The following is a 14,287-nucleotide window of genomic DNA, read 5'->3' as shown; positions in this document are numbered from 1 at the left end:
CGGTATGAAAAATACGGATTTTCGTAAGCTGCAGATTTCATATGACCCCATTATGGAGTATGGGACTGCCTGGGAGCTGCAAAAAGAAAGTGTGCATGCCATTGATTCTGGCGAGCAGCCGGAGCGACTTATTCTTTTGCAGCATCCGCCTACCTATACTATCGGTTCACAAAATCATCCTGAACATCTTCTCTTGGATCAAGAGCAGCTCGAAGAAAAAGGAATCGCGCTGTTTGAAATCGATCGCGGAGGAGATATTACATATCACGGACCAGGTCAGCTTGTAGGTTATCCGATCCTTAAGCTCGGAGAGGATGGCAAAGTGGATTTGCATGGGTACTTGCGCAGTCTGGAGGCTGTTATTATTGATTATTTGGCATCCTACGGAATTGTCGGAGATCGTAAACCGGAGTATACCGGAGTATGGGTTGGCGATGAGAAGATCTGTGCTATTGGTGTGAAGTTTAATAAGAGTAAATTTCGAAGAGGTTTTATTACCAGTCATGGTTTTGCTTTTAACATTTCTGAGGGGATTGCGGCGCGCGGGTTTCAAGGGATTATTCCATGCGGGATCACCGATTTTGGAATAACTTCTCTAGAGGAATGTGCAGGTCGTCGATTTGAGCTTCAAGAGGTGGCTAGAGAGCTGGTCCCATATTTCTTGAAACATTTTCCATATGAAGAGCTGATGGATACTTTCTGTGATATGGCAAAGGCTGATTAAGAACAAACGTGCAGGCCAAATAGCGGCAAGGTGTTCCTAGCCGCTATTATTAATGCTTCCTGAGCAATGTTTAACCTGCAAGGAACGGCTCGATAACCATAAATAGCGTAGAGGCAATCATGGCAAACAACATGACGTAGATGAAGATCTTGAACCATTTATTACGTTGCATGGGTAACTCCTTTAGATTTAGTTTAAGTTATTAACATGAAGATGGTAATGCCGTACAACCATTGTACCGTATTCACGAAAGAGAGGGAAGTCCAGTGATTTCACAAGACCGATTGATTCAGGAGTTTATGGAACTTGTCCAAGTTGATAGCGAAACAAGAAATGAACGGCAGATTGCCGATGTCCTTAAGAGTAAGTTTAACGCACTGGGTTTAGAAGTGCTCGAAGACGATTCCCAGGAAAGAACCGGACATGGAGCAGGTAATCTATTCATTACCTGGCCAGCTGAGAATGGAGGAGCTGCTCCAAAGCTTCTGTTCACTTGCCATATGGATACGGTTGTTCCCGGACAAAATATCAAGCCTACACTTGGTTCAGATGGATGGATTACAAGTGATGGCACTACGATTCTTGGAGCCGATGACAAAGCAGGGCTTGCTGCGTTGTTCGAAGCCATTCGTGTTATCCAAGAGCAAAAGCTTCCGCATGGTCAGATTCAATTCGTGATTACAGCGGGTGAAGAATCTGGATTGCTGGGCGCACGTTCGATGGATCCAAGTAACTTGGATGCTGACTTCGGCTTTGCACTTGATTCCAATGGTGAAGTTGGAGCGATTGCGGTGGCAGCACCGACACAGGCTAAAATCACGATGCAAATCTTTGGGAAATCGGCTCATGCTGGCGTGAACCCTGAGGACGGCATCAGCGCAATTCAAGTCGCTAGCAAAGCGATTGCAGCCATGAAGCTGGGTCGTATTGATAATGAAACCACAGCGAATATTGGAAAGTTCGCTGGCGGCGGCCCAACGAATGTAGTGTGTGATCACGTTCAGTTGGATGCAGAAGCACGCAGTATTGTGCAGGAGAAGGTAGGCGATCAAATCGCTTCGATGCGCGAAGCACTCGAGACAACTGTGCGGGAATACGGCGCAGAATGCGAATTCCGCAGTGAAATCATCTATCCTGCTTTTAGCTTTAATGAGCATGATCCGGTAGTGCAGCTTGCACAGCGGGCCATTACTTCTATGGGGCTTACTCCACGTCTGTTCCACTCTGGTGGAGGTAGTGACGCTAATGTATTCAACGGTCTAGATGTTCCGACTGTTAACCTTGCAGTGGGTTATGAACATATCCATACTACCAAGGAACGGATTAAAGCCGAAGATATCGTTAAAGTGGCTGAACTCGTTGTGAATATTGTAAAAGAGAGCGCAAAGGGCTAATCGCCTTATAAAACAGCAGAGCAGCGATCCTACCGTAACGGAGGATTGCTGCTCTGCATTTTTTTATGGGGAGTTTAGTGTAGCACTATCAAGGTAAATCCAAAAAAAGTCATGCGACCTCTAACGCCGCTTTTGGCGAGTCTCGAAGTAGAAATTTTCGGAATGCTCCGATGAAGTCTTCATGCCAGTAACTACACTGGGGTCCATAGGCATATCGATGTACAGAGAGCGATAGCGTCAAGTCCGTCCCCTCTCTTGAGGCTAAAGGACCCAGATGACGCTATAAGTAATATTATCGCCATTTGAGCAGAGTTTCGGACACCAGCGCAGCTCATCCTTATAAAGAGGAGTATATAGTGTGTTTTTTGTGCTGATAGCTGCACTGGGGTCCGATAGCATCGCAAAAGTGCGAAAAAGGTGTGTTAAAGGTCAACTGAGTCCGACAGCGCGAGTCACATCACATAGTGCCGAGACACATCACACAGCAACGAGTCACATTCGATAGCACCGAGACACATCACACAGCACAGAGACACAACAGATAGCGTCAAGTCCGCCCCCTCTCTTGAGGCTAAAGGACCCAGATGACGCTATAAGCAATATTATCGCCATTTGAGCAGAGTTTCGGACACCAGCGCAGCTAATCCTTATAAAGAGGAGCATATAGTGTGTTTTTCATGCTGATAGCGTCACTGGGGTCCGATAGCATAGCAAAAGTGGGGAAAACGTGTGTTTAAGGTCAACTGAGTCCGATAGCGTACAAAGATAGGCGCAATAGCGATCTAATCAAACAAGTTGTGCTAGATATCAACATCGTAAGCGCGATTGTCGCTTAATCAAACAACTTGTGCCCAATACCAGCATCGTAAGCACAAAAGTCCCTCTAATCGGGGAGGACGCAAAAAGACTGGGGTGCCCCAGCAGCCATTTCATGGCTTTTGAGACACCCCTATAGTTGTGTGAACATGTATGGCTAAGTCCCAAAGGAGAGGATGAATTCATCCTGCCTTGGACGGAAGGATTGTAGATTGATCGTGCAGGGAAAGAATGTATGCCAGGGGCATATCGCGCCCATACTGCTGGATCCATCCAGCCAAGATGGCCTTTATTTCCTCCGGCTTACCTACCATCATAACTGCGGATGAGCTTGTACGGCTGAAGATTTCGTTCATCTGAAATTCCTTCTTTCCCTTTAAGTTTGCTATAATACACCGTATGCACAATAGAGAAAAAGGAGACCAGAAACTTTATGGGAGAACAACATTTGCACAGCAAACCCGAGCTTGATGAAGTGACATTGTCTACACAGCCTGTTTTTGATGGGAAGATTATATCTTTGCAGGTGGACACAGTGAGACTGCCTGATGGAAATACTGCGACACGTGAAGTTGTGAAGCATCCTGGCGCCGTAGCGGTGCTTGCTTTAAACAACAACAAAATGCTTGTTGTAGAGCAATACCGTCAGCCCATGCAACGCACTGAGGTAGAAATTCCGGCTGGGAAGCTGGATAAAGGTGAAGATCCATTAGTTGCGGCTGGTCGTGAACTTCAGGAAGAGACTGGATTTCACAGTGGAGATCTGAAATTGCTTAAATCCTTCTATACTTCTCCCGGCTTCGCCGATGAGATTATTCATTTGTATGTGACTACTAACGCTCAACCAGGGGATATGTCACTGGACGAGGATGAATTTCTAGAGGTTTCGGAGCTTACCCTGGAGGAAGCGTATCAATATATGGCTGACGGGCGCATCGCGGATGCAAAAACGATGATGGCAGTGTACGCTTGGCATCTATACACGCTGACAGGCCAATGGAATTAACAACTGAACTGAAGAGTTTCTATTGCGATTTGCATGTTCATATTGGACGAACGTCGGAAGGTCAGGCTGTCAAAATTAGCGGCAGCCGCGAGCTTACCTTTGCGGGCATTGCCAAAGAAGCTGCAGAGCGCAAGGGACTAGAAATGATCGGTATTATAGACAGTCATTCACCTGGCGTACTGCGGGATATTCAGCGCTCTTTGGAATCTGGAGAGATGACGTTAGCTGAAGGTGGAGGGATTGCTTACCGAGGGACTACGATCATTCTGGGGACAGAGATTGAAATCCGCGAGCCTGGGCGAAAAGAGTGCCATGTGCTCGCTTACATGCCGGACGTGGAACGCATGACCGACTTTAGTGCGTGGATGAGCCGCTATATGCGGAATGTGAATCTAAGTTCCCAGCGCCTGTATGCTCCGGCTAGGGAGCTTCAGGATGAGATTTACGGGCGGGGAGGCATTCTTATTCCTGCACATATTTTCACGCCTCACAAGGGCTTGTACGGCTGTGCTGCAGAGCGTATGGCGGAGATCTTTGATCTGGACCGCATAGCTGCGGTTGAACTTGGGCTGAGTGCAGATTCCGAAATGGCTGGATATCTCTCTGAACTGGATGATTTCACGTTTCTAACCAACTCAGATGCGCATTCACTGGGTAAGTTAGGGCGTGAGTATAATGTGATGGAGCTGGCACGGCCTTCGTTCGCTGAACTGCGGCTTGCACTGGAACGTAAAAATGGGCGGAAGGTAAGTGCTAATTTCGGACTTAATCCGCGGCTTGGCAAATACCACCGGAGCTATTGCGGGGGCTGCGGCAGTATTATTGATGAGGCTTATGTCAACGCGGATCGTTGCCAATATTGCGGCAGTCTTAAGCTGGTTAGAGGTGTCTTCGACCGGATCCTAGATATTGCTGACCGCAAGACGCCGTTAGTGCCTGCTGACCGTCCACCCTATCATTATCAGGTTCCGCTTGAATTTATCCCGGGGTTAGGGAAGGCGAAGATGAACGCGTTACTGCAAGCGTTTGGAACCGAGATGAACATTTTACATGGTTGTGGTGAAGCGGAGATTGCTGGCGTTGTGGGTGCGGATTTGGCGTCGATGATCGTCCAGGCCCGCTCTGGCATTTTGGAGCTATCAGCTGGCGGTGGCGGGACGTACGGTAAAGTGGTACAGCCCAGAAAGTAGAGTCATTACCTAAAGGACAAGTCATATCGCGGGACGTTTTCTCATATGGTGTAACATGTAACCGGAAAGGGGAACGTCCCAAATGCGTAATTTACGGCTGATGATGAAGGAACAGACGCCTCTGTATATTTTTGTCGGCGTATTATTTCTGGTAGGTGTTGTATTTGGAGCTCTTATCGTTAGTGCGCTTACGATGGATCAGCAGCAGGAGCTGGGGGATTATCTGGGGAATTTCTTTGTTACGGTTGATCAGCAAGGTCTGCCAGCCGCACCTGATTCGTACTGGAGTATAGCAGCCTTGAATCTGAAATGGATCGGACTGATCTGGATTCTTGGGTTGTCGGTCATTGGGCTGCCGGGAATTTTGATTCTTGATTTTTTAAAAGGGGTACTGATCGGTTTTACGGTTGGCTGTTTGGTCAGTCAATATTCTTGGCATGGGATGTTGTTCGCGTTAGTTTCTGTGGCTCCACATAATCTGGTGCTGATCCCTGTGCTGCTGGTTAGCAGTGCAGCTGCGATAGCTTTTTCCTTGCAGATGATCCGCAGCCGGGTGATGGGACAACGCCGGACGCCAGTGACTCGTCCTTTTACCATGTACACTATATTGTCATTTGTGATGGCGCTTTTGATCCTGGGTATTTCATGTTTTGAGACCTGGGTTACACCAACCATGATGCGTTGGGTCACGCCTTCACTTGTACAAGCGGTGACGACCTTGACTGTGCAGTAAAAGCGTTTGACTTCTGAAAGCGACACCCCCTATAATGGAAGAAGTGGTTTGAAGACCGGTGCGGTAATTATCCAAGGGGGAGGGAGACAGGTGGAAGCACGGATAGACAAGATTAAGCAACAGTTACAATCCCAAGGATACAAGCTTACACCCCAACGGGAAGCGACCTTAAGAGTGCTGCTGGAGAATGAGGAAGATCATCTTAGCGCGGAAGACGTATTTATGCTCGTGAAGGAGAAAGCTCCCGAGATCGGTCTTGCGACTGTGTATCGTACCCTCGAACTTCTCAGTGAGCTACATGTCGTAGAAAAGATCAATTTCGGCGACGGTGTAGCCCGGTATGATTTGCGAACAGATACTGCGAAGCATCATCATCATCACTTAATTTGTGTGCAATGCGGCAGTATGGATGAGATTCGCGAGGATTGGCTCGGTCCGCTGGAAGAGCGACTGGAGAAAGAGTTTAATTTCACAGTGCTTGATCATAGACTTGATTTCCATGGGATTTGCTACCGCTGTACTGATAAGAACAATACAGACGGAAATCCATCCTAAGTTATCTTATATTAAGAATTAACTTCACAAGTCCTCCCCGGTTCCTATACCGGAGGGGGCTTTTTAAATGATTAGTCTATTAGAGCCATACATATCAGCCTTTTTTGGAGCATAAAATGAAGGACGAGCAGAATTCATTTATATGTAATAGGAGGCGTCCTTATGATTGTTTCTGTGCCCAAAACAGTGCGCAAGCTGTATTTTATGATCATGTTTGTGGCTCTAAGCTATTTACTCTACTATGCTATGAGCTGGCTAGGGGAATGGCTTAGTCCGATAGAGAACTATGGAATTCCTGAAGGCACTGCTGTTCGGGCATTTGATCACGCCGAGGTTGGTGATGATGGTCTGGATGCAAGGCAGCGCTTACGTTTCTATTACTGGTTCGGAGAATGAAAGCTCCGCAGGAAGCAGGAACAAGCGAGAAGAATGTCGAAGAAAGCTAGGGTGGATTTATGCAGAGTAAGAGTTGTGTACACATCTGCTGAAGCCTCATGCTGAATGTGCTGCAGGAAGACACTAAGAGTAGCTGCGCCAGGACAGGAGCGTGAAATAATGAAGTCACACTTGCAGCCTTTTTTACATTATTTGTCCGGAGATAAAGGCTTGTCCCCGAATACACTGGAATCTTACGGTAGGGATGTATCGCAGTTTCTAGAGTTTGCTGAAGAGCGGGGGGCTGAACAGCCTGAAGAAATCCGAAGATCTCATGTGATGTTATATCTTGGCTCCTTACGCGGAGCGGGAAGAGCCACTGCAACGCTCAACAGAAACGCGGTGTCCCTGCGGGCCTTTTTTCATTATTTGTTGAAGGAACGTTTAATTGAGCAGGATCCAACACTGGACATGGAAACCATGAAGTCTGATAAGAAGCCACCTATGGTGCTTGCGGTTTCGGAGGTTGAGCGGCTGCTGGCTGCTCCAGATGTGAGTACAGTACAAGGGATGCGCGATAAGGCAATGCTGGAATTGCTCTACGCAACGGGGATAAAGGTTTCTGAATTGATTTCTCTTAACGTAGACGATGTGCATACGGACATGAAGTTTGCGCGCTGTACAGGGACTTCGGGCAAGGAACGAGTGGTTCCCATTGGAACCATTGCTGCTGAGAGTGTAGCAGCTTACACTTCTCTTATGCGGGACAAGCTGCTTCGTGATCATCAGGAGGAGCCGGCCATGTTCCTGAATAGCCTAGGTGGGCGATTAACCCGCCAGGGGTTCTGGAAAATCATAAAAAAATACGCACGGGAAGCAAACATTGAGCAGGATATTACACCGCATACGCTTAGGCATTCCTTCGCCGCCCATTTACTGGAAGGTGGAGCGGATTTGCGTTCCGTACAACAAATGCTGGGTCATGCTGATATTTCGACGACTCAGATTTATAACGGTATCGCCCGTAAGAATATGAAGGAAGTATATGAGAGCCATCATCCCAGAGCTCGCTGATCATGCTTCAAAGATGCTTTTTGTGAGTAAGATAGTTATGATGGAATCATACTTATAGGATAGACTGGGGAATGGGTAATTTTCCACAGGTTATCCTTTGGCAGAAACGGATACCTGACAGGCGATACATTGTATCGCTAGCTACGGAAGCATCTGACTTCCGGGAGAAGGTACAGCCGTTTCTTCTTGTTGGTGCAAACGAATGAACTAACGATCTATATTAAAAAAGGAGTGAAGACAATATGTCCTCATTTAAACGAATTGGTTTTATTGTTCTGGATAGTGTAGGTATCGGAGAAGCTCCAGATGCTGCGAATTTTGGTGATGCGGGTTCACATACGCTTGGTCATATTTTGAACCGTGTTCCCGGATTGAAACTCCCTAACCTACAGCAGTTAGGATTAGCTAATATTGCTCCGCTGCCGCCGCTTGAACCTGTAGCTTCACCAACAGGATATTATGGCAAGATGCAGGAAGTATCTGTCGGTAAGGATACGATGACCGGGCACTGGGAGCTGATGGGGCTGAAGATCGAGGTTCCATTCAATACGTATCCGGATGGATTTCCGGCAGAATTGATTGAAAAATTCGAAGCAGCAACTGGCCGGAAAGTGATCGGTAATAAACCAGCTTCCGGTACGGAAATTCTAGTTGAATATGGCGAAGAGCAGATGAAGACCGGAGCTTGGATTGTGTACACCTCTGCGGACAGTGTATTCCAGCTTGCGGCACATGAAGATATCATTCCACTGGAAGAGCTATACAGCGCATGTAAAATCGCCCGTGAGCTAACTATGGCTCCAGAATTCTCCGTAGGGCGTGTTATTGCTCGTCCATATGTTGGCGAACCAGGAAAGTTCGTACGGACCTCAAATCGCCATGATTATGCCGTGAAACCACCGGAACCAACGGTAATGAACGCGCTGGCTGATATCGGAAAAGATGTTATCGCGGTAGGAAAGATCAACGATATTTTCACAGGTGAAGGGGTTACAGCTTCTTACCCTACGAAGAGCAATGAACATGGTATCGAAGTCACCATTGAGCAACTTCGCCAACCGTTCAATGGCTTGCTGTTCACGAATCTGGTGGATTTTGACTCTTTATATGGACACCGTCGCGATCCGGAAGGATATGGTCATGCACTGGAAGTATTCGATCAGGCGCTGCCTGAAATTCTATCCACGCTTGGTGAAGATGACCTGTTGATTATTTCAGCAGATCATGGGAATGATCCAATCCATAGCGGAACAGATCATACTCGTGAATATGTGCCACTGCTTATTTACAGCCCACGCCTTAAGCATCCAGATAGCTTAGGTATTCGTGAGACCTTCTCGGATGTTGCCGCAACCATTGCTGATAATTTCGGTGCGAAGGCGCCGCAGTATGGGACAAGCTTTTTAGCGAAACTGCAATAAAAGGATGTGGGTTGCGCCACAACATTCATTAAGGAGGATCATCCATAGCATGTTAACTCAAAAAGAAATTCAAGAAGCAGCCATTTATATAAAAGACAAATGTCCGGTGGCTCCGGAAATTGGATTGATCCTTGGTTCAGGACTCGGTGTGCTGGCAGACCTGATCACCGATGGAATCAGCATTCCATATGATGAGATTCCTCACTTCCCTGTGTCCACTGTAGAAGGGCATGAGGGAGAACTGCTGATCGGTATGATTGAAGGACGCCGTGTCGTGATGATGAAGGGCCGCTTTCATATGTATGAAGGATATGGACCGGAGGTAACGGCATTCCCTGTTCGGGTTATGAAAGAACTTGGTATAGCCAGCCTATTAGTAACTAATGCTGCTGGTGGAGTGAACACAGATTTCACGCCGGGCGATCTTATGCTCCTTACGGATCATCTTAATATGACGGGGCGGAACCCGTTAATAGGACCTAATGATCCTGCACTGGGCGTGCGCTTCCCGGATATGTCAACCGCTTATAGTCGCCGCCTAATCAAGGTAGCGAAGGAAACGGCAGCGCAGCAGAATTTCGAATTCAAAGAAGGCGTATATGCAGGTCTGCTGGGACCTTGCTACGAAACACCTGCTGAAATCGTAATGCTTCGTCATCTAGGGGCTGACGCTGTGGGCATGTCTACTGTGTCGGAAACCATTGTTGCCCGTCATGCAGGTATCGAGGTATTGGGTATCTCCTGTATTACTAACATGGCTGCGGGAATTCTGGATCAACCTCTCAACCATGAAGAGGTTATGGAAACTGCAGACCGTGTGCGTGAGCGTTTCCTGAAGCTAGTGTTGGGCTTTATTCCGAAAATGTAATTTCGGGTACTGCATTTTGAATTTTTGGGAGGTCCAATCTATGACACAAGTGAATGAACTTGAGCCATTGACGTTTGAACAGATAATGAAGGTAACTAATTTGACTAGACCAAAATTTATTGGACTTGCTCGCGCAATTGTCCGTGAAGTGCAGGTGTAATATGAGAGCTGTCGATATTATTCAGAAAAAAAGAGATGGCGGAGAGCTGAGTCGTGAGGAAATTTCCTTTCTAATTCAGGGCTACAGTAAAGGTGAAGTGCCTGATTATCAGCTCTCTGCTTGGGCAATGGCTGTTTATTTTCAAGGCATGAACGCGCGGGAAACCGGCGATCTAACGATGGAAATGGCGATGTCCGGCGATCAAGTAGATCTTAGCCCAATCGCAGGTATTAAAGTCGATAAACACTCCACAGGCGGAGTGGGCGATAAAACAACTGTAGTATTGGCACCCTTGGTAGCTTCTGCTGGAGTACCGGTAGCGAAGATGTCCGGTCGTGGACTTGGGCACACTGGAGGCACGCTCGATAAGCTGGAGTCAATCAGTGGTTTCTCTATCGAGATGGCTCGTGAGCGTTTCTTTGACCAAGTAGGAGAGATCGGGGCTGCCGTGATCGGTCAGTCGGGCAACATTACACCCGCAGACAAAAAGCTGTATGCCCTTCGGGATGTAACTGCAACAGTTGAATCCATCCCCCTTATTGCAAGCTCTGTGATGAGCAAGAAGATTGCAGCAGGTGCGGATGCGATCGTGTTGGATGTCAAAACAGGCAGCGGTGCTTTTATGAAGACGCTGGATGATTCTATAGCACTCGCTCAGGCGATGGTTGACATTGGAACGCATCTGGGTCGCAATACCGTTGCAATCATCAGTGATATGGACCAGCCGCTTGGTTACGGGATCGGAAATGCGTTGGAAATTAAGGAAGGAATCGAGACCTTGAAGGGTCATGGTCCAAAGGATCTACAGGAGGTCTGTCTTATTCTGGGCAGCCAGATGCTTGTTCTTGGCGGCAAAGCCAAGGATGAAGCGGAGGCACGTTCGATTCTTATGACGCATATTGAAGATGGCAGTGCGCTAGAGAAGTTCAAACAAATCGTGAAGGCACAAGGTGGAGATGTATCGCAAATTGATTCTCCGGAGAAGCTCCCTACTGCTAAGCGATTCATTGAAGTGAAGGCGAAAACGAAGGGGTTCATAGAAGGTATTCAGGCCGAGGAAATTGGCGTTGCGGCTATGCTGCTTGGAGCTGGACGTGAAACTAAGGAATCTGTAATCGATCTGGCTGTGGGGATTCAACTCTCCAAAAAGGTTGGAGATGCTGTAGAGATTGGCGAGACGCTTGCAGTCTTGCATATCAACGATGCCAGTGAGAAGAAAGTTGAGGAAGCTGAAGGTAAGGTGTTAGAAGCCTACCGTATCACTTCTGAACCTGTTCCTGCCCAACCTTTGGTATTTGCACTTGTTACTAAAGATGGGGTAACACGGTACTAGTCAAGGTAATATAAATATTGTCATGGCTATGGCCGTAAACAGACAACAAAGCAGCGATCCTCCCATAACGGGAAGGTCGCTGCTTTGCGTTTTGCTCAATGGTGCAATATTTATAACTGATTATTGATCTTATTGAAAATCTGCGAAGCCCCGCTGCTTGTATTACATAATACGACCACAGTCTCGCCACTAGCTGGATAGATAGCCGACCGGAAGGAAACACCGGGATCATAGCCCATAATGTGAAATTTGAACACTTTTTCTTCGCGGAGGGTAATCCATACACCATAACCATAATAGCCTTCGCCATCCACATGTACATGAGGAGTAAGCAATAATGAAGTGAGTACTGGACTCAATAATGTATGGTTCATTAACCCGCTCCAGAATAGCTGCAGGTCGGGGGCAGTGACAAAAGCTCCACCGTCAGCGCCTCCTTTTACCGGGATTGAATAGATGTTGGTTCTCCAGTTCCCGTTCTCTTCCTCTATGTATCCTAGTGCACAGTTGGCAGGTAAGGCATCTAACGTAAAGTAACCGGATTGCTCCATTCCGCAAGGCTTAAAGATGTGATGCTCTATATAATCGGAAAAAGACATTTCACTCAGTTCCTCCACCAGAAGGCCTAGCACGATATAGCCGGCATTGTTGTAGTGGAAACGTTCGCCCGGGGTCCACATCATGGGAAGGGTTCGGAACATCGGCACAAAATCCTCAAGCTGTCGCAAGGTGTACATAGGCCGTGCCTTCCACAGGTCCTCGAAATCATCCATAATTGTTTCATCAAAATAATCCGGAATACCAGAGCTATGCGTAAGTAGCTGATGAATGGTGATGTCAGGACTAAAGAGAGGGAACTCTACCTTTTTAAGATAATCTATTAGTTTACTTTCAAAAGAAATCAATCCCTGATCGACCAGCTGGCAGACAGCAATCGCGGTAAATATTTTACATCCGGAAGCAATGCCGAACCGGGTATGAATATTGTTTTCGCGCTTATCCGACTTATTGGCATAACCGTAACAGCTGCTGCTGACTTCTTTATCATGTTGTTGTACCAGCACTACACCAGAGAAATTGTTCTGTGTAGCTTCTGCTTCAATACAATCTGCAAGGTGGTTCATCTGTATATTCACTCCTCTATAAGCAGTTAAGTTCTTAAATAGCATTCGTTAAAATCTTCCATTTTCCTTTAAAGTGAATCAAATGAATACGAAAAAATTGGAAATACTTAAAATTTGAAATAATTTTTGATCTCCCCTATAATAAAAATGCTCTGCAACTACTGCTGGGCTTTTTTTAATTGACAACAACATTACTTCTTGGGATAAATTATTATAGTTATTTACTTAGAAATGGAATAATTTCCACCCTTTCTGACGAAACTGGAACACAGTACCTGTGATATGAAGGTTAACGTTCAGGAGGGGAACCATTGTGAGAAAAATGCGTTTTGCTGTGCTTGTGCTCTGTATCGTTGTGTCGGTTCTAGGACCGATGTCAGGTGCTTATGCTGAGGAAAAAAGCAAGGATTCTGGCAGTAATGCTGCCGCTGTAGATCTTGCGCCTGGTGCGCGTTCTGCGATTTTGATGGATGCAGGCACCGGCACTATTATTTATGAAAAGAACAGCCATGATAAGCTGCCTCCCGCAAGTATTACGAAGATTATGACGATGCTGCTTACGGTGGAAGCACTGGATGAAGGAAGACTGCAACTGACGGATAAGGTGCGCACGAGTGAATATGCCGCATCGATGGGCGGATCGCAAATTTTCCTGGAGCCTGGTGAAGAAATGTCGGTGGATGAGATGCTCAAAGGCATCGCTATGGCCTCCGGTAATGATGCATCTGTGGCGATGGCAGAGAAAATAGCGGGTTCGGAGAGCGCTTTTGTCGATCTGATGAATAAAAGAGCGGAAGAGCTGGGTCTGAAAGATACCCACTTTGCCAATTGCAACGGTCTTCCAGCTGCTAATCACTATTCCTCAGCCTACGATATTGCGGTAATTAGCCGGGAGCTTTTAAAGCATGATAGAATTATCAAATATACCGGTTCCTATCAGGATTATCTGCGTAAGGATTCCACCAAACCATTCTGGTTGGTAAACACGAACAAGCTTGTACGTTTCTATACAGGCGCTGATGGACTGAAAACAGGATATACCGCTGAAGCAAAATTCTGCTTATCCGCTACGGCTGCAAGAGACGGTCTGCGTGCTGTTGCTGTTGTGCTGGGTGAGCCGAACACGAAGACACGTAACAGTGAAGTGTCGGGCATGTTTGACTATCTCTTTTCGCAATATAAGATCCACACTATTCACAAAGAAGGGGACGCTATTGGTACCCTTAAGATTGAGAAGGGTGTGAAGTCCGAGCTGCCGATTACGGCGAAAGAGACGTATAGTGTTCTTTTGAAAAAAGGTGTGACGCAAGAAGGCATTCGTCACGAACTAGTACTTCCAGAAAGCGTGAAGGCACCAGTGGCTGAAGGCCAGTCCATAGGCAAGCTGGTTGTCTACCAAGGAACCCAAGTGATTAAAGAGTATGAACTTAAAGCAGGGGAAGCTGTGGCAAAAGCAGGCTGGTGGAAGCTCTTTAAACGTACAACAGGCTCGATGTTCGGCATGGATTAAAAAG

At 46.8% G+C, this 14,287-nt stretch carries 15 protein-coding genes; 12 read left to right on the top strand and 3 right to left on the bottom strand.

What is annotated here, in order from left to right; all coding sequences use genetic code 11:
* Positions 1-4 precede the first annotated feature (4 nt).
* On the top strand, positions 5-724 hold the full coding sequence (gene lipB, locus NSS82_RS23165) for a lipoyl(octanoyl) transferase LipB (RefSeq protein WP_036676046.1): 720 nt from the start codon (positions 5-7) through the stop codon (positions 722-724).
* Positions 725-794: 70 nt separating this feature from the next.
* Here the strand turns inward: lipB and prli42 are convergent, their stop codons facing one another.
* Entirely contained in the window at positions 795-896 is a 102-nt protein-coding gene (gene prli42, locus NSS82_RS23160) for a stressosome-associated protein Prli42 (RefSeq protein ID WP_094872112.1), read from the bottom strand.
* Positions 897-990: 94 nt separating this feature from the next.
* Between prli42 and NSS82_RS23155 the strand changes: the two genes are divergently transcribed.
* Complete coding sequence (locus NSS82_RS23155; protein ID WP_076104403.1) at positions 991-2,118, top strand: tripeptidase T; 1,128 nt, start codon at positions 991-993, stop codon at positions 2,116-2,118.
* A 998-nt stretch (positions 2,119-3,116) separates the two neighbouring features.
* Here NSS82_RS23155 and NSS82_RS23150 read toward each other — a convergent pair.
* Positions 3,117-3,290: a hypothetical protein gene (locus NSS82_RS23150; protein ID WP_155288161.1), complete on the bottom strand. Its 174-nt coding sequence runs from the start codon at positions 3,288-3,290 to the stop codon at positions 3,117-3,119.
* A 77-nt stretch (positions 3,291-3,367) separates the two neighbouring features.
* On the opposite strand from NSS82_RS23150, the gene NSS82_RS23145 reads away from it, so the two are divergent.
* From NSS82_RS23145 to NSS82_RS23105, 9 genes are all read left to right on the top strand, one after another.
* Complete coding sequence (locus NSS82_RS23145; protein WP_036676048.1) at positions 3,368-3,940, top strand: NUDIX hydrolase; 573 nt, start codon at positions 3,368-3,370, stop codon at positions 3,938-3,940.
* Positions 3,931-5,130: an endonuclease Q family protein gene (locus NSS82_RS23140; RefSeq protein ID WP_076273521.1), complete on the top strand. Its 1,200-nt coding sequence runs from the start codon at positions 3,931-3,933 to the stop codon at positions 5,128-5,130. Before NSS82_RS23145 ends, NSS82_RS23140 begins: the two co-directional genes overlap by 10 nt.
* A gap of 82 nt (positions 5,131-5,212) precedes the next feature.
* Positions 5,213-5,863 (top strand): stage II sporulation protein M, encoded by a 651-nt coding sequence (gene spoIIM, locus NSS82_RS23135; protein ID WP_036676050.1) that lies wholly within the window; start codon positions 5,213-5,215, stop codon positions 5,861-5,863.
* Between the two features lie 90 nt (positions 5,864-5,953).
* Entirely contained in the window at positions 5,954-6,418 is a 465-nt protein-coding gene (fur, locus tag NSS82_RS23130; protein WP_036676051.1) for a ferric iron uptake transcriptional regulator, read from the top strand.
* A gap of 162 nt (positions 6,419-6,580) precedes the next feature.
* Positions 6,581-6,814, top strand: coding sequence for a DUF4227 family protein (locus NSS82_RS23125; RefSeq protein WP_036676052.1), 234 nt, complete (start codon positions 6,581-6,583; stop codon positions 6,812-6,814).
* Positions 6,815-6,973: 159 nt separating this feature from the next.
* Positions 6,974-7,867, top strand: a complete 894-nt coding sequence (gene xerD / locus NSS82_RS23120) for a site-specific tyrosine recombinase XerD (protein WP_076104405.1) — start codon at positions 6,974-6,976, stop codon at positions 7,865-7,867.
* Positions 7,868-8,109: 242 nt separating this feature from the next.
* Positions 8,110-9,288 (top strand): phosphopentomutase, encoded by a 1,179-nt coding sequence (deoB, locus tag NSS82_RS23115; protein ID WP_036676054.1) that lies wholly within the window; start codon positions 8,110-8,112, stop codon positions 9,286-9,288.
* A 49-nt stretch (positions 9,289-9,337) separates the two neighbouring features.
* Positions 9,338-10,156, top strand: coding sequence for a purine-nucleoside phosphorylase (locus NSS82_RS23110; protein ID WP_036676055.1), 819 nt, complete (start codon positions 9,338-9,340; stop codon positions 10,154-10,156).
* 161 nt (positions 10,157-10,317) lie between these two features.
* Entirely contained in the window at positions 10,318-11,649 is a 1,332-nt protein-coding gene (locus NSS82_RS23105; protein WP_036676056.1) for a pyrimidine-nucleoside phosphorylase, read from the top strand.
* A gap of 110 nt (positions 11,650-11,759) precedes the next feature.
* Here the strand turns inward: NSS82_RS23105 and NSS82_RS23100 are convergent, their stop codons facing one another.
* Entirely contained in the window at positions 11,760-12,773 is a 1,014-nt protein-coding gene (locus tag NSS82_RS23100) for a serine hydrolase domain-containing protein (protein ID WP_076273522.1), read from the bottom strand.
* A 373-nt stretch (positions 12,774-13,146) separates the two neighbouring features.
* Here NSS82_RS23100 and NSS82_RS23095 point away from each other — a divergent pair, with 373 nt between their 5' ends.
* Positions 13,147-14,283 carry a D-alanyl-D-alanine carboxypeptidase family protein gene (locus NSS82_RS23095; protein WP_235219379.1) on the top strand — a complete coding sequence of 379 codons (1,137 nt, stop codon included), beginning with the start codon at positions 13,147-13,149 and terminating at the stop codon, positions 14,281-14,283.
* Positions 14,284-14,287: the final 4 nt, after the last annotated feature.

This window comes from Paenibacillus sp. FSL H7-0735 (genome assembly GCF_038008505.1).
GTDB classification, from domain to species: Bacteria; Bacillota; Bacilli; order Paenibacillales; family Paenibacillaceae; genus Paenibacillus_AQ; species Paenibacillus_AQ odorifer.
This window is presented reverse-complemented; position numbering and strand designations above follow the sequence as displayed.